Origin of the sequence: Mesorhizobium mediterraneum, from assembly GCF_002284565.1 — a bacterium.
In the GTDB taxonomy this organism is placed as follows: Bacteria; Pseudomonadota; Alphaproteobacteria; order Rhizobiales; family Rhizobiaceae; genus Mesorhizobium; species Mesorhizobium mediterraneum.
In genome coordinates this window covers 574550-588911 of record NZ_NPKI01000011.1, presented here as the reverse complement: position 1 = coordinate 588911, position 14362 = coordinate 574550, and the positions used below count along the sequence as shown (strand labels likewise).

17 protein-coding genes are annotated in these 14362 nt (G+C 62.4%); 6 read left to right on the top strand and 11 right to left on the bottom strand.

What is annotated here, in order from left to right; genetic code table 11:
• The first annotated feature begins 92 nt into the window (after positions 1–92).
• The 6 genes from CIT25_RS07905 to moaB all read left to right on the top strand — a co-directional run bounded on the left by CIT25_RS07905 (position 93) and on the right by moaB (position 3910).
• A complete protein-coding gene (locus CIT25_RS07905; protein ID WP_095483967.1) occupies positions 93–317 on the top strand; it encodes a putative signal transducing protein in 225 nt (74 codons plus the stop codon).
• The gene (locus CIT25_RS07900; protein WP_095483966.1) at positions 317–1117 is read left to right on the top strand and encodes a tRNA1(Val) (adenine(37)-N6)-methyltransferase; all 801 of its coding nucleotides are present in this window, start codon (positions 317–319) and stop codon (positions 1115–1117) included. Before CIT25_RS07905 ends, CIT25_RS07900 begins: the two co-directional genes overlap by 1 nt.
• 186 nt (positions 1118–1303) lie before the next feature.
• On the top strand, positions 1304–2170 hold the full coding sequence (locus CIT25_RS07895) for a S49 family peptidase (RefSeq protein WP_095484026.1): 867 nt from the start codon (positions 1304–1306) through the stop codon (positions 2168–2170).
• Positions 2171–2252: 82 nt separating this feature from the next.
• A complete protein-coding gene (locus tag CIT25_RS07890; RefSeq protein WP_095483965.1) occupies positions 2253–2438 on the top strand; it encodes a hypothetical protein in 186 nt (61 codons plus the stop codon).
• 25 nt (positions 2439–2463) lie between these two features.
• The gene (locus CIT25_RS07885) at positions 2464–3366 is read left to right on the top strand and encodes a 4-(cytidine 5'-diphospho)-2-C-methyl-D-erythritol kinase (RefSeq protein ID WP_095483964.1); all 903 of its coding nucleotides are present in this window, start codon (positions 2464–2466) and stop codon (positions 3364–3366) included.
• On the top strand, positions 3353–3910 hold the full coding sequence (moaB, locus tag CIT25_RS07880) for a molybdenum cofactor biosynthesis protein B (protein ID WP_095483963.1): 558 nt from the start codon (positions 3353–3355) through the stop codon (positions 3908–3910). The genes CIT25_RS07885 and moaB overlap by 14 nt, the downstream gene beginning before the upstream one ends.
• Positions 3911–3963: 53 nt before the next feature.
• On the opposite strand, the gene CIT25_RS07875 is transcribed toward moaB, so the two are convergent.
• The 11 genes from CIT25_RS07875 to CIT25_RS07825 all read right to left on the bottom strand — a co-directional run bounded on the left by CIT25_RS07875 (position 3964) and on the right by CIT25_RS07825 (position 14286).
• On the bottom strand, positions 3964–4938 hold the full coding sequence (locus CIT25_RS07875) for a phytanoyl-CoA dioxygenase family protein (protein WP_095483962.1): 975 nt from the start codon (positions 4936–4938) through the stop codon (positions 3964–3966).
• 195 nt (positions 4939–5133) lie between these two features.
• Complete coding sequence (locus CIT25_RS07870) at positions 5134–6213, bottom strand: ABC transporter ATP-binding protein (protein WP_095483961.1); 1080 nt, start codon at positions 6211–6213, stop codon at positions 5134–5136.
• A gap of 16 nt (positions 6214–6229) precedes the next feature.
• A complete protein-coding gene (locus tag CIT25_RS07865) occupies positions 6230–7057 on the bottom strand; it encodes a carbohydrate ABC transporter permease (RefSeq protein ID WP_095483960.1) in 828 nt (275 codons plus the stop codon).
• Positions 7054–7926: a carbohydrate ABC transporter permease gene (locus CIT25_RS07860; RefSeq protein ID WP_095483959.1), complete on the bottom strand. Its 873-nt coding sequence runs from the start codon at positions 7924–7926 to the stop codon at positions 7054–7056. Before CIT25_RS07860 ends, CIT25_RS07865 begins: the two co-directional genes overlap by 4 nt.
• 21 nt (positions 7927–7947) lie before the next feature.
• Positions 7948–9234 (bottom strand): ABC transporter substrate-binding protein, encoded by a 1287-nt coding sequence (locus tag CIT25_RS07855; protein ID WP_095484025.1) that lies wholly within the window; start codon positions 9232–9234, stop codon positions 7948–7950.
• Positions 9235–9298: 64 nt separating this feature from the next.
• Entirely contained in the window at positions 9299–10036 is a 738-nt protein-coding gene (locus CIT25_RS07850; RefSeq protein ID WP_095483958.1) for an SIS domain-containing protein, read from the bottom strand.
• Positions 10033–10779: a GntR family transcriptional regulator gene (locus CIT25_RS07845; RefSeq protein ID WP_095483957.1), complete on the bottom strand. Its 747-nt coding sequence runs from the start codon at positions 10777–10779 to the stop codon at positions 10033–10035. The genes CIT25_RS07850 and CIT25_RS07845 overlap by 4 nt, the downstream gene beginning before the upstream one ends.
• A 66-nt stretch (positions 10780–10845) precedes the next feature.
• Positions 10846–11628 (bottom strand): FGGY-family carbohydrate kinase, encoded by a 783-nt coding sequence (locus tag CIT25_RS07840; protein WP_095483956.1) that lies wholly within the window; start codon positions 11626–11628, stop codon positions 10846–10848.
• A 14-nt stretch (positions 11629–11642) separates the two neighbouring features.
• Complete coding sequence (locus CIT25_RS07835) at positions 11643–12338, bottom strand: FGGY family carbohydrate kinase (protein WP_095483955.1); 696 nt, start codon at positions 12336–12338, stop codon at positions 11643–11645.
• Between the two features lie 152 nt (positions 12339–12490).
• Positions 12491–13243, bottom strand: coding sequence for a GntR family transcriptional regulator (locus tag CIT25_RS07830; RefSeq protein WP_245329786.1), 753 nt, complete (start codon positions 13241–13243; stop codon positions 12491–12493).
• Between the two features lie 215 nt (positions 13244–13458).
• The gene (locus tag CIT25_RS07825) at positions 13459–14286 is read right to left on the bottom strand and encodes an MBL fold metallo-hydrolase (protein WP_095484024.1); all 828 of its coding nucleotides are present in this window, start codon (positions 14284–14286) and stop codon (positions 13459–13461) included.
• Between the last annotated feature and the right edge of the window lie 76 nt (positions 14287–14362).

The following is a 14362-nucleotide window of genomic DNA, read 5'->3' as shown; positions in this document are numbered from 1 at the left end:
ACAGGCACGGCAAGAGGCGATTTGGCGCGGTCGAGATGGCGACGGGAGCCACCCACATTTACATAAACGCTGCAACCTGCGAGTTTCGTCCGATGATAGAGCTTATCCGCACCAACGATGCCGTGATCATCTCCTTTGTCGAATCGCTGATGCGCGATGCCGGCATCGGCTGTTTCGTCGCCGACCAGAACATGAGCGTGCTCGACGGCTCGATCGGCATCCTGCCCCGGCGCATCATGGTCGAAGCCGATCAGGCCGATGCGGCGCGGCGCATCCTGACGGATGCCGGCATCGCCAACGAGATCCGCCAGAAATAATGTCCGCGGCGCGCGCCACCCTTGTCCAGGATACGCCGGCCCATACGGTCGATGCCTTCCATCGCGGACGGTTCTGGCTGGTTCAGCCGAAACAGGCCGGCCATCGCGCCGGCATGGACGCCATGATGCTGGCGGCTGCCGTGCCGTCCTCCTTCGCCGGCCGCCTTGCCGATTTCGGCGCGGGTGCTGGCGCCGCAGGCCTGGCGGTGCTGTCGCGCTGTCCTGATGCCAAGGCCGTGCTCATCGAACGGTCTCCGGAAATGGCGGCGTTCGCTGCAACGACGCTTGCCCACCCCGGCAATGCGCATCTCAACGACCGCGCCTCGGTGCTCGCCGCAGACGTCGCGCTGTCGGGCCAAGCGCGAACAGCCGCCGGGCTTGCCGACAATTCCTTCGATTTCGTCATCATGAACCCGCCCTTCAATGCCGCCGAGGATCGCGCCACGCCCGACCCGCTCAGAAGGGCAGCACATGTGACGGAGGACGGGCTGTTCGACAGCTGGATCCGAAGTGCGGCTGCTGTGGTCAGGCCGCGCGGCGGTCTTGCCGTGATTGCCAGGCCCGATCAGCTCGGCGCCATCCTCGATGCGATATCAGGCCGCTTCGGCGATGCCGAGATGCTGGCCGTCCACCCTCGCCCCGAGGCGGCGGCGATCCGCATCGTCGTCAGGGCGATACTCGGGGCACGCGGAAAACTGTCGATCCGCCCGCCGCTGATGCTGCATGCGCAATCGGGCGACGGCCCAACGGAGCGGACCGAGATGATCAACAACGGACTGGCTTCGCTGTTCGGCGACTGACCTACAGCGCCGCCCGTCCTTCCGGACGAGCCAGGAGCGCTGTAGCACTTTTGATTTGCGCATGATCCTTTCCTAAAATCGATTCCGATTTTAGGAAAGGATCATGCGGCTAGCCGGTCGGCGTCGCGGCATTGCCGTTGGCCGGCGAATCCCTACATGCCTTCAGGCCAATTGACCGGAGATCCCGTGAAACGCTTTCTCAACCGCCTGCTGCCGAAATCCTGGCGCTCCGACATCGTCGTCATTCCCGTCATCCGGCTGCACGGCACCATCATGGCCGGCGGCGGCCAGTTCCGGCCGAGTCTTTCGCTCGCGTCCACCGCCGGCCCTATCGAGAAGGCGTTTTCCTTCGAAGCCCCCGCGGTCGCCATTTCGATCAATTCGCCGGGCGGCTCGCCGGTGCAATCGCGGCTGATCTTCAAACGTATCCGCGACCTGGCGGCCGAGAAGAACAAAAAGGTTCTGGTCTTCGTCGAGGACGTGGCGGCGTCGGGCGGCTACATGATCGCGGTCGCCGGCGACGAGATCTTTGCCGATCCGTCCTCCATCGTCGGTTCGATCGGCGTGGTGTCGGCTTCGTTCGGCTTTCCCGAGCTGATGAAGAAGATCGGCATCGAGCGCCGCGTCCATACCGCCGGCCAGAACAAGGCGGTGCTCGATCCGTTCAAGCCCGAGAAAAAGGAAGACATCGAGCGGCTGAAGGCGCTGCAGCTCGATGTCCACGAAACCTTCATCGACCTCGTCAAGGACCGGCGCGGCACCAAGCTCAAGGACGACCCGGACCTGTTCACTGGTCTGTTCTGGACCGGCAAGAAGGGGCTGGAGCTCGGCCTTGTCGACGCGCTCGGCGACATGCGCAGCGTGCTGAAGACCCGTTTCGGGCCGAAAACCCAGCTCAAGCTGATCACGGCGCCACGCGGCCTGTTCGGCCGGTTCGGTTGGTTCGGCTCAAGCAATGGGGGCTTTTCAGCGCCCGATATCGCCGCGGCTGCCGCAAGCGGCATGATCGATGCGGCGGAAGAGCGCGCGCTGTGGGCTCGCTTCGGGCTTTGAAAAACCGGTAAAAGCGTTTAACTTAAGAGCTTGACCGACCCGACCGGCCGCCGCAGCCGGCCTTGCGAGGAAGGAGTTTGACATGCCACAGATCATTTTCTTCATCGCAGTCGGCGTCCTCGCCTATTTCGGCTATCGCTCCTTCGTCAGGGAAGCCGAGCGCGTGACGGCCAAGATACGGCGCACCGAAAAGCAGGCTACCAACGGCTCAATGGGCACGCTGGTCAAGGACCCGAAGACCGGCGAATACCGTCTGGCCAAGGACTGACATCATCCCGCTCGCGACCGACACAGTGGATTCCGGCATCACCGTCCGGGCATTGCATGCGCATGCCAAGATAAATCTCGCGCTGCACGTCACCGGCAGGCGCGCCGACGGCTATCACATGATCGAGACCCTGGCGGTGTTCACGCGCTTCGGCGACAGGGTCGAGATCGAGCTCGCCGACAGCGACGGGTTTTCCGTGTCGGGCCGACACGCCTCCGCGGTCCCGCTCGACGACAGCAATCTGGTCGTCAAAGCGCGCGACGCGCTGCGGCAGCGGGCCGGTCTCCAACATGCGCCGCCGGTCGCCATCAGGCTCGAAAAGAACCTGCCGGTCGCATCCGGCGTCGGCGGCGGCTCGAGCGACGCCGCAACGGTGCTGCGCGGGCTGGCTGAGACGTGGAGACTGGACCTCGACGAAGCCGAACTGGCGCGGATCGGCCTCTCGCTGGGCGCCGACGTTCCCATGTGCCTTACGGCAAAACCGCTGATCGCGCGCGGTGTTGGTGACGAGCTGTCTGCCGTGCCGGGCTTTCCCGCACTCGGGCTGGTCCTCGTCAATCCCGGCATCGCCGTCTCCACGGCCGAGGTGTTCAACGCGCTTTCCCATCGCGACAATGAGGGATTGCCGCCGCTGCCGCGCAGCCTCGACTTCCACAGCATCCGCAATTGGCTGGAGATCACGCGCAACGATCTCGAGCCCGCTGCACGCGCGATCCAACCCGCCATCGGCAAGGCGCTTTCGGTGCTCAACAAGGCCGGAGCGGGGTTCGCCCGGATGTCCGGTTCCGGCGCGACCTGCTTCGGGCTGTTCGAGACCGGCAATGTGGCCAAGCGCGCGGCCGTCGATATTCGCAGCCGCCATCCCGACTGGTTCGTCGCCGCAACGCGAAGCATGACATCGGAGACTGACGCACATGGCCAGGATTGACGAGAGCCGCTCCTTCATTCCCGTGCGCATCGCGGTGCTGACCGTTTCCGATACCCGCGGCCTCGCCGACGACAAATCCGGCCAGACGCTGGCCGACCGCATCGTGGAGGCCGGCCATGTCCTGGCCGACCGCGACATCGTCACCGACGACCGCGAGAAAATCCGCGACAAGGTCCTGGGCTGGGCGAAGGACGAAGCGATCGATGTCGTCATCACCACCGGCGGCACCGGCTTTACCGGCCGCGACGTGACGCCGGAGGCGCTGGAGCCGATCTTCGAAAAGCGCATGGACGGCTTTTCCGAAGTGTTCCACCGCATTTCCTACGACAAGATCGGCACTTCGACGATCCAGAGCCGTGCCACCGGCGGCGTCGTCAATGCGACCTTCGTCTTCGTGCTGCCGGGCTCGCCCGGCGCCTGCAAGGACGCCTGGGACGGCATCTTGAAGCCGCAACTCGACTACCGGCACATGCCCTGCAACTTCGTCGAGATCATGCCGCGCCTGGACGAACATCTGCGGCGCGGCGGCACCAAGACAAGTTAGGCCAAGTTCCGGAAAGGCTGCTACTGGGCTTTCCCAAAAATGAGCGCCAAAGATCAGCGGATGACGGGCTCGCCGTGGAACCGCCGCCGCGAGGGCGGCGAAACGCCGAAGCCGACTTCCATCATCAGCCGCGGTTTGCGCGTCGGCACGGTGCCCATGTGGAAGCCGAAGGGATCCTCGACAAAGCCCGACCCCGCCTCGCCGGTCAGCGTGATCGGGCTCTGCGCGCCATAGACGTTCAGGACCTCTTCCGCCGGGTGGCCGACAAGAAGCGTCATCTGGTGCTTGAGGATGCGGCGATTGTGGCTGCCGCGGACATAGACATGCGGACCGGTCTCGGTATCGACCGGATTGAGATAGAAGAAGAATTTCAGCATCCGCCAATCGTCGAGATCGAAGTGGTATTTGCCAAGCGACGCCAGGTTCTTCTCGGCGTCGGAGACGGAGCTCGTCGGAAAGCTCCACCAGACGCGCGTGGTGATCAGCTTCGCCTGGCTGCCGAGATAATGGGCGGCGATGTCGAGAAGCAGCGGGTCGCGCTGCACGGTAAGCGCAGCATTACAGTCGAGGATCCGCTCGAAAAAGTGCCCGCTGAGCAAGGGACGGCCGAAGTGCTTCTCGGCGTCGGCATGCTCGGCCGGCACAAATTCCAGCCGACGGTCGAAATTGCCGAAGCAAGGCGTGCGCTGCGCAAAGCTGGCGATCTCTTCGTGGATCGACGACGGCAGGGCAAGCCCGGAAAACAGGCCGTCCGAGCGGAGCGCGCGCACCGCCGCATCACGATCGACGCTGGTGAACATCGTTTCCTGGGCTTTTTGCGCCGGTCGAACCGGTTTTGCGCCACGCCAATGCAGCCGCCGCGCCGGCATGGTGCGTGCCAGCATGAACATCGGCAGCCATGCCGGATTCTCGCGAAGGTCCGACAGATAAGTCGGAATCCGCACGGCAATGCGGCGCAGCAGGCTGCCGTTTCGAGCGATTGACTCGAGGCTTGCAGCACCGGACTTGTCAGGGCTTGAAAAGGTCATCGGTATCCTCAGCTATGAGGGCAGCGTCGACAAAGCGTCGGTCGCTCACCGCTCCGGCGTCACCCAAGCCCATCCGCCCACAACGGAAGAATGGTAACCCTAGGCCAGATTTTGTGCAATGCACAATAAAAGGGAGACCTCGCAATTTCTCTGGGGGAATGATGCTCGCCCCATCAACTCACCCAGAGCCGACACTTACAATCGAACGCCGTCGGCGCCGAACAGAAACGCGCGTTGGAACCCGAAGATTTCCGTTTTGCCGATTTCGAAACGATCCGCGTCACGGCTTTCAACGGTGATCATCGAGCCGCTAGCGAGCAAAGCATGGCCGTAGGTGACGCCGCCCAGGCGCTCGACAAGGGAGATCTTGCCAGAAAGCGCCCCAGTCGCGCCTTTGGCGGGCACAAAATGCTCCGGGCGAATGCCGAGGCTGACAGATGTTCCCAGTTTCGGCGGCGCGCCGCGTGTGGCAACGGCCATGCCGACGAGGCCGGCCTCCGGCGCCGTGACCACAGCCCGTCCGTCTTCGACAGCCATGACCGTGGCCGGGACGAAATTCATCCGTGGTGAGCCGATGAAGCCTGCCACGAAACTGTTGTCGGGATTCTCATAAAGCTCCAGAGGGGCGCCGACCTGCTCGATGCGACCGGCGCGCAGCACGACGATACGGCTGGCCAGCGTCATTGCCTCGATCTGGTCGTGCGTGACATAGATCATGGTCGTGCCGAGTTCCTGATGCAGCCGAGCAATCTCGATGCGCATCTGAACGCGCAGTTCAGCGTCGAGGTTCGACAGAGGCTCATCGAACAGGAAGACGCCCGGCTGGCGCACGATCGCGCGGCCGATGGCAACGCGTTGGCGTTGGCCGCCGGAAAGCTCGCGTGGCTTACGCCCGAGATAGGCCTCCAGATGCAGTATCTTCGCCGCTTCCGCCACCTTGCGGTCGATCTCCTCCTTGGGGCGTTTGGCCATCTCCAACGGAAATCCCATGTTGGTGGCCACAGTCATGTGCGGGTAGAGCGCATAGGTCTGGAATACCATCGCTATACCGCGCTTGGCTGGATCCTCGTCGGTGACGTCGCGCCCGCCAATCAGGATACGCCCGTCGGACGTTCTTTCCAGCCCGGCGATCATACGCAGAAGCGTTGATTTGCCGCAGCCGGAGGGGCCGACAAAGACGACAAACTCACCATCGGCGACGTCAAGATCGACACCGCCGATAACCTCCGTTTCGCCAAAGCGCTTCCTGACCGACTGAAGTGATAGACCCGCCATAGTTCTTCCCTCGAGCCTATTTCACGGCGCCATCGGTAAGGCCGGAGACGAACCAGCGGCCGACAAGGGCGAAGAGTGCGACGACCGGAATGATGGCTGCCGTGGCGCCGGCAAGCAGGAGGCCCCAGTCGATTTGATACTGGCCGATAATGCCGGCAAAGCCGACCGGAATGGTGCGCCTGGCATCCGACACGATCAATACCGAGGCGAACAGGAACTCCGTCCAGGACGAGATGAACGCGAAGATAGCGACGCTGGCGATGCCCGGCGCAATCAGCGGCATCAGGATTCTGATCAGAATGGTGGTGGTGGGTGCTCCATCGACGACCGCCGCCTCCTCGATCTCGCGCGGAACGGTCGCCAGGAATGAACGCATCATCCAGATCGAGAACGGCAATGCGAAGGCAACGTTGACGATAACCAGCGCCACGGGGCTGTCGGTCAGCCCGACCTTCGCGAACAGGCCGTAGAGCGGGATCAGCACCACCACGCCAGGGAAGGCGTAAGCGAGCAGTATCGTCTTGTAGAGCGCGTTGCGGCCCGGAAACTCCATGCGAAAAAAGGCATAGGCGGCAGGCAAGGCGAGCAACACCGTGAAGGCCGTGGAAAACAGCGCCACAACCATGCTGTTGAGTAGATAAATCGGGAAATCCGAAGCCTGCAGGAGCTTTTCGAAATGTTGAAGGGTAAAGCTGTGCGGCACCATCGTGGGCACACGCTGGATGATTTCCTTCGGCAATTTGATGGAGCCGGTCAACACCCACCAGAACGGCAGACCGATTGCAAGAACAATGACCAAAACGCCGCCATAGAGCGAAAGCGACTGGCCGAAAGTGCGCCTCATCGATCCGCCTCCGCCGCCGTCATGGCTCGCGTCGTCAAAAAGGCAAATCCCATCAGGAGGATGCTGGTGAGAACGGAAATCGTCGCAGCTTCGCTCAAACGATAGCCCTTGAAGGCGGTTTCATAGATGAGCACAGGCAATGTCTGGGTCGCGCCGGATGGACCACCCGCGGTGAGCAGCCAGATCACATCGAAGACGTTGAAGGACAGAAGCGTGCCAACGACGCCGAGCACCATCAATGTCGGTTGCAGCAACGGCCAGGTGATGCGCTTGAAACGCTGGAACGTGCCCGCGCCATCAATCCGCGCCGCCTCGTAGAGATCGCCCGGAATGCGCGTCAGGCCAGCCAGCATCATCAGCGTGGTGAATGGAAACCAGCGCCAGGAATTGATCATGATCAGCGTGGTCATGGCGCCTTCGCGTGTGGCGAAGAAGCCAACCGGACGCTCGATCACGCCGGCCTGGATCAAAAGAGGGTTGATCATGCCGCCCGACGAGGAAAGCAACCACCGCCAGATGATGACAACGACCACGGTCGGCACAATCCATGTGAGAATTATCCAGGTGCGTGCGATCCGGACGCCGGGAAATTTCTGATTGAGGATAAGCGCCGCTGCCAGCGCCAACAAAGTCTGCACCACCGCGTTGGACAGCACCCAGACGACACTGCGGCCAAGCGCCCGCCAGAAGCCGGCGCCGCCGAGGATCGTCGCATAGTTGCCGAGCCCAATGAAGTGGCCTTCAGAGCCGATCACGCCGACATCCTGAAAGCTCAGGATGGCGGCTTGAACGAGCGGCCAGCCGAGAACCGCCAGCAGGAAGAGGAGCGCCGGCGAAACGAACGCAAAAGCGAGCGTCGTGTTCTTCATGAGCGTTCCCCGGCTTGCCCGCTATTTGGCGGCGATTTCGGACATCCGCGCCTGCCCGGCCTTGACGGCATCGGCGGCGCTCTGACCGTCGACAACAACGCGCTGCAAGGTCTCGGCGATCACATTCTGAGCCGAGATGGCGCCGATCGACGGAAACACCTTGCCGGTGGTGAAGCCGAAGAGCTTGCCGTTTTGCGAATTGGCAATCATGGTTTCGACCTGGGACTTGTATTTAGTCACGGTCTTGTCGCTCCAGAACGATTCCGCCTTGGCGCCGTCATTAGTCACCGGCAGGAACAGGCCTGGCTCCATTGTGAGAAAGCGACCGTAATTTGCAGGTTCAAGCAACCATGTGAGAAACACCTTGGCGGCTTTCTGCTTCGCCTCATCCTTTGTCGTCAGCATGATGGCGTTCGAATAGGAGATGGTCGCCGACGCGCTCTGCTCGTCGGCATGCGGAACGGGCGCCACGCCGAGATCGGCGGCGTCACCTTCGGCCTGCGTTTCGTAGGTGTTGATGACACCGAACTGCAGGATCATGCCGCAGCTGCTGTTTGCAAAGCATGCCTCCGCCTCCCCCCATGTCCACGTGCTGTTGTCGGGTGGCGAAAACTTGGCAAGCTTGCTGTAGAAATCGTAAGCCTTGACGGTTTCCGGCTTGTCGAAAGCAATCGAGCCGTCGTCATTGTAGAGATCGCCGGCACCGCTGTTGACCATGAAGCTATAGACGGTTTGGTCCGTATAGAGCTGCTTGTTGGCCGGAAGACCGATGCCGGATTTGCCATCGGTGCTGAGCTTCTCGGCGGCCGCCTGCCACTCGCTCCAGGTCTTCGGCACCTCGACGCCTGCCGCTTTCAGCACGCTGTTGCGGTACCATAGCGAGATCGCCATGTTGTAGGCCGGCACGGCCCAAACATGGTCGTCGTATTTATAGGGCGCGAGGGTCGCCTCGACGAAGCCATGCTTGCTGTCGAGGTCCTTGACCAGATCGTCGACCGGCACGACCACATCGATGCCTTTCAGGACTGTTGTGAAATCGGGAATGGTAAAGAGAAGGTCCGGACCGTTTCCGGCGGCGAAGGCCGCCGGCGCCTTAGCGTAGACCTCACCCCAGCTTTGCGGCTCCTGCTTGACCTGGATGTCGGGATGGGCGGCGTTGAATTCGTCGAGCAGTTCCTTCATGCGCTGCACGCGGTGCGGCGGCTGCTCCATATGCCAGACCGTCAGGTCGACCGGCTCGGCATAGGCGGTGCCGGCAAGAAGTGTAGCGGCGAAGCCGGCGATCGTCAGAAATCTCGTAGGGCTCATCATCATATTCCTCCCGTTGCTCCGAGACTCCCGTTGAGTCCGGAATCCCTGTGTCCTGGAATTCTCAAAGATGCGGATTGCGCGGTCGATAACGATCAACCAGCGCCTCGTTGACCTCCTTGGCGCCCGGCATATTGGCGCTGAGATAAATGGGTGCGGCGCCACCAGCCGACTGCAGACGCGCAGCTGCTTCGACGAACACGGCGTTCATCAGCGCTGCCCCAATCGAGGTTGACACCGGGCCGACACGCAATTTGCTTCCCGGCAGGTTGATGGTGGCGTCGCCAGGAGGCGCACCATTGTCAAGGACGATGTCGGCGACGTCGGCGAGCCGCGTCCGCCCTTGGGCAGCAACCTTCGAATAGGCTTCCGAGGTGATCGCGACAACGGTCGCTCCGATTGTCTTGCCGATCAGCGCAGCCTCCACGGTGGCCGTATTGACGCCGCTGTTAGACACGACGATCAGCACATCGTTTGGCCCGATCGGATAGCGGGCGAATATGGGCGCGACGATGCCCGACATTCGCTCGAATACAGTGCCCGCGACCGCACCTTCATGCACCATGGTCGTAGCGGCGAGGATCGGCACGGTCAGCGCCAGCCCGCCGGCCCGGTAGTGCGCCTCTTCGGCCATGGTGTGGCTATGGCCGGTGCCAAAAACATAGACCAGCCCGTCAGCCTTGGCCGTGCGCTCGACGGCGGCGGCGGCGAGCGCGATCGCTTCGGCATTGTCGTCGTATAGACGACCGATACGAGTAGTGAGGTCGGCTAAATAAGCGGCGGCAGTCGGCGTCTTGGTCATGTGTCTGTTCCGAGCGTCAGATTGACGCGCATCACGAAGCAGTCGCCGCGATAGACCGCCCGGACGTATTCGATCGGACGGCCCGTCGCGTCGAGCGTGCGGCGGGTGAGAAAGAGAACCGGACTCTGCAGCGAAATACCAAGTGAGGCAGCACTGGCCGCATCCGGATGCGCGGACCAGAGCTTCTGCTCGGCTTCGCTCGGGTAGAGGCCATAGTCCCCTCGCAGCACGCGATAGAGCGAATCCGTGCTGAAATCCGCGCGTTCCAGCAGTTTCGGCGCCAGCGCCGCCGGGATTTCGGTGCGCTCGAGGCCAACGGGTTCGGCATCCGCCAGACGCACACGAACCAAGCGATGGACCGGCGCATGCTCTGCAATGCCAAGCGCCGCCGCCGCTTCCCGATCCGCCGCGCCGACGCCTGCATCCAGCACGATGCTGGAAGCCAAGCGGCCGCCGCGATGCATCTCCTCGGTAAAACCGCTCAGAGTACTGAGCTGCTGTTCGATGCGCGGATGGGCGACAAAGGCGCCTCGGCCGGTACGCGTCTCCACCAAGCCGCGCCGTTCGAGAAGCTTAAGCGCCTGGCGAGCCGTCATTCGGCTCGCGCCGAGCTCCTCGGCCATCTGCCGCTCCGACGGCAATCTTTCGCCGACCTTCAGCGCACCGGATGCTATCTGCGCCGCGAACGAACTCGCGATGCGTTGATAAAGCGGCACATGATCTGCGGCGACGATTGAAGGCATGGACAGGTTAAACCAGAATTTCTCGTGGTATGTACCACCTGAAACAACTGTGTAGAGCTTTTCCGGCTATCTGCGCAAGCTGCTGTCGCGGCGGGCGCGATAATTAGCGAAGGCGCGGTCCCAGGCCGGCTTCACGGAACCGTCCGGCTCATGGCGGCGCTGTATCTGCCGGGTCGCCTTCGACGCTTCGCGGATCGAACCGAACCGTCCAATGGCTGTCGCCGCGAGGAGAGCTGCTCCCCTGGCACCAAATTCGGTCCCGGCCGGGACGAGAACAGTGATGCCGAGCGCGTCGGCGATCATTTGGGTCCACATCAGGCTGCGCGCTCCGCCGCCGGTCAGCAGGATTTTGTCGCCGGTGCCTTCCAGACCTTGGTACAGATCGCGCATCGCCAGCGTCACGCCCTCATAGACGGCCCGGATCATGTGAGGCCGCCCGTGTCGGGGTGCGAGACCGTAAAAACCGGCACGCGCCTCGTGGTCAACCACCGGCGCAATGATGCCGCTCTCGCTGAGATATGGCAAATAGGTCACGCCCTCATTGCCGATAGGTAGCGGGGCGATCATCGCCTCCATCCGCGCGTAGAGAGCGGGTTCCCCGGCTAGGTCGGGCAACAGCGTTTCGATAGCCCAGTCAAGGTTGAGCGTGCCGGCCACGTTGACCATCGCGCGAAACCAGTTCTCGCCGGGCAGGGTAAAAAGCAGGCCCAAATTGGGTGGCGTGAACACGGGCTGATCGGAGACGATGCCGACCATGCAGGTCGTACCGAGAACGGCCATCGCCATCCCGCTTTCGAGTGCGCTGGCGCCAATGACCGTCGCCGGGACATCGCCAGCGCCGATCGCCACCGGCGTGCCTTCCCTCAGGCCGGTAGCGGTTGCTGCCGTGCCGTGACGAAGCCGCCTATGGTTTCGGAATCTGCTGCTGCCGGCAGCTTGTGCGCCAGGTCGGCGACGTCGAACAATGCAAGCATTTCGGGGCTGTGGTCGCGCTGCCGCGCGCTGCCTGGCGCCACTGCAGCTTCCGTCCGATCGGCGGCTACCCGTCCGGTCAGCTTCAGGCGCAGGAAATCCTTATAGCCGAAAACATGTGCCGCCCTGTCCAGCACATCTGGCTCATATGTTCGCAGCCAAGCAAGTAGCGGCAACGTGCACCCCTGCTGCAATACGCAACCATCGGATTGGAAGACCCTTTGATAGAAATCCGGCACGTCGGCCGCCCGCCGTTCCAGCAAATCCTGCGCCCGGCTGTCTTCCCAAACGATACCGGGACGCAAGGCACTGCCGGTATCATCGACCAGCCATGCCCCTACCATGGCCGCCGACAGACCCACGGCGGCAATATCGTTTCCCACGATACCGGCGTTGGCGAGAGCTGCACGGATCGCCTCGCTCACCGCGTTCCATGCAAGGACAGGATCGAGTTCCGACCAACCCGGATACGGTCTTTGCAAACGGATGCGACGAAATCCCATGCCGAGCTGTTGGCCTTTTTCGTCGAATACCGCGACTTTGGTTACTGACGAGCCCGCGTCGATGCCAAGGAAATAATCGGTCATGAATTGGTCTTATCTCTGATGGCACGCAATGCTGGCTGCTCCACGGCCGCCGCGGTTCCGATTCAATCGTGGCCGGACATCAGTGCGCACCTGTTTTATTTTCATGAAGGGCTTCGCTGATGGCGCCGGGATCGCCCGGCAGCTACCATATTTCATCTGCCCAGCCCGAGCTCAGCAACGAAATCGTAGGCGTCTCCGCGAAAAATCGACCGGCTGGATTCAACGACGACGCCATCTTCCCTCCGGGTTATCCGGTAGATGTCGAGCGCTGCAGCGCCCGTCGGTGCGTTGAGAAGGCGGGCGCTCTTTTCGTCGAGGTTGATCGCCGAGAAACGCTGAACGGCCTTGACTGGAACATGACCAAGATCGCGCAATGTCCGGTAGAGGGAGTCTTCGATTTGCTTCGGGTCGGGCAGGATAGCAGCAGGAATCAATGAGGTTTCCAACGCAATGGGCTCTTTATCCGCCAGCCGCAGCCGGCGCATCCGAACGACAGACCCGCCATTGGGCATTTCGAGCCGGCGCGCCTCGTCGGCATTCGCCACGCTAAGGTCGCGCTCCAGCCACAGCGTGCCTGGCGACCGTCCGCGCGAGGTCATGTCTTCGGAGAAGGAATAAAGTCGGCTCAAGCTTTGCACGACGCGCTCGCGCGTCCCCGAAACATACGTTCCGCTGCCATGTCGCTGGGTAATCAGACCTTGGCGGACAAGTTCAGCCATCGCTCTACGCACGGTAACCCGCGAAATGCCAAGTTCAAGGGCAAGCTCACGTTCGGGCGGAAGAACGGCGCCCGGTTTCAAGATGCCCGAGGCGATCGCGTCGACTAGGGCTGCCTGCAGGCGCCTATAGACCGGCGCATCACTTCCATTGCTCTGCGCAGCAGCAAAAAATTCGAGGAATGTCACGCCTGGGACCCATAGCGATAATACCAACATGATACCAATTTTCGCGATGACCGCAACAACCAGAGTGGCACGTCCGGAAGCTGCCCTCGTTAGTCCTATCGGCCCGCAGAGTGGAGGGGCAGCTAACTCTGCCCCCTGAAGCCAAACGACAGCGAGTGTTTTGAGCGAGTGGAAAGAAGAGGTTGCGCACGGCGGAGAAGATCGAGACGAAGCGATCAGACCCCTTCGAGGATGATGATCGTCGGCCGGTCGGGCAGCGTCTTCAGCGAGACCGTCAGCGACCGGCCGGAGAGGAATTCCACCGCGAAATCGTCACCCATCCTACCTGTGAACTCACTGATCGGGGTCGAATGGCGATGCATCGGCAGGATCATCGATGAATAGAGCCGCGCGGTGATTTCGGTCATCCGGTCGAGCGACAGCGTCATGCCGCCGTCGATAGGCACCATAAGGACGTCGAGCCGGCCAATGGCGCCATAATGCGCGTCCTCCAGCCGGTGGTGCAGATGGCCGAGATGGCCGATGCAGAGCCCCGCCACTTCGAAGATGAAGATGGAGTTGCCGTCCTTGCCGAGATCGCCGCCATTGCGGATATCCGTCGGCACGTTGCGGATGTAGACGTCATCCACGACAAGAGCGTGGCGCGCCGGACCGCCGTCCGGATTCCAACCGCGCAGCACATATTCGATGGCGGGATCCGGATGGTCCGAATAATGGGTGCGGTGGGCCTTGTTCATGGTCACCACGCGCGGCAGCGGGTCAGCGCCGTAGACGCCGGAAAAGTCGGTGGCGATCCTGACGCCGGCGGGTGTCTCGATGATGTAGGTCGAATGGCCGGCATAGGTGATCGTAACGTCGCCGTCGACGAAGGCCTCGGCCAGCAGAGGCGTCTGCGCCTTGGGCGCCGTGAAGCTGGCATAGGTGGCCGACGGCAGCGCTTGGGCGATCGCAACGCATCTCGACGGCGGCGGCTGTTCCTGGGCCGAAGCGGCGAGCGGCCAGAATGCCAGGGTCAGCAGAACTGCGGCAGATAGGCGGAGCATGGCTGTCTCCCGTGGCAGGACCGGCGCGCTCATGCCACGATAGCGCTGGCGATTATGATAGCTATCGTCGGGAAAG

Bases quoted from the DNA above. Each gene is read 5' to 3' on its own strand.
- CIT25_RS07825 (WP_095484024.1), bottom strand. From the start codon at position 14,286: ATGCTCCGCCTATCTGCCGCAGTTCTGCTGACCCTGGCATTCTGGCCG.
- CIT25_RS07860 (WP_095483959.1), bottom strand. From the start codon at position 7,926: ATGAAGAACACGACGCTCGCTTTTGCGTTCGTTTCGCCGGCGCTCCTC.
- CIT25_RS07900 (WP_095483966.1), top strand. From the start codon at position 317: ATGTCCGCGGCGCGCGCCACCCTTGTCCAGGATACGCCGGCCCATACG.
- CIT25_RS07870 (WP_095483961.1), bottom strand. From the start codon at position 6,213: ATGGCGGGTCTATCACTTCAGTCGGTCAGGAAGCGCTTTGGCGAAACG.
- CIT25_RS07850 (WP_095483958.1), bottom strand. From the start codon at position 10,036: ATGACCAAGACGCCGACTGCCGCCGCTTATTTAGCCGACCTCACTACT.
- CIT25_RS07835 (WP_095483955.1), bottom strand. From the start codon at position 12,338: ATGACCGATTATTTCCTTGGCATCGACGCGGGCTCGTCAGTAACCAAA.
- moaB (WP_095483963.1), top strand. From the start codon at position 3,353: ATGGCCAGGATTGACGAGAGCCGCTCCTTCATTCCCGTGCGCATCGCG.
- CIT25_RS07855 (WP_095484025.1), bottom strand. From the start codon at position 9,234: ATGAGCCCTACGAGATTTCTGACGATCGCCGGCTTCGCCGCTACACTT.
- CIT25_RS07865 (WP_095483960.1), bottom strand. From the start codon at position 7,057: ATGAGGCGCACTTTCGGCCAGTCGCTTTCGCTCTATGGCGGCGTTTTG.
- CIT25_RS07875 (WP_095483962.1), bottom strand. From the start codon at position 4,938: ATGACCTTTTCAAGCCCTGACAAGTCCGGTGCTGCAAGCCTCGAGTCA.
- CIT25_RS07890 (WP_095483965.1), top strand. From the start codon at position 2,253: ATGCCACAGATCATTTTCTTCATCGCAGTCGGCGTCCTCGCCTATTTC.
- CIT25_RS07905 (WP_095483967.1), top strand. From the start codon at position 93: ATGATAGAGCTTATCCGCACCAACGATGCCGTGATCATCTCCTTTGTC.
- CIT25_RS07845 (WP_095483957.1), bottom strand. From the start codon at position 10,779: ATGCCTTCAATCGTCGCCGCAGATCATGTGCCGCTTTATCAACGCATC.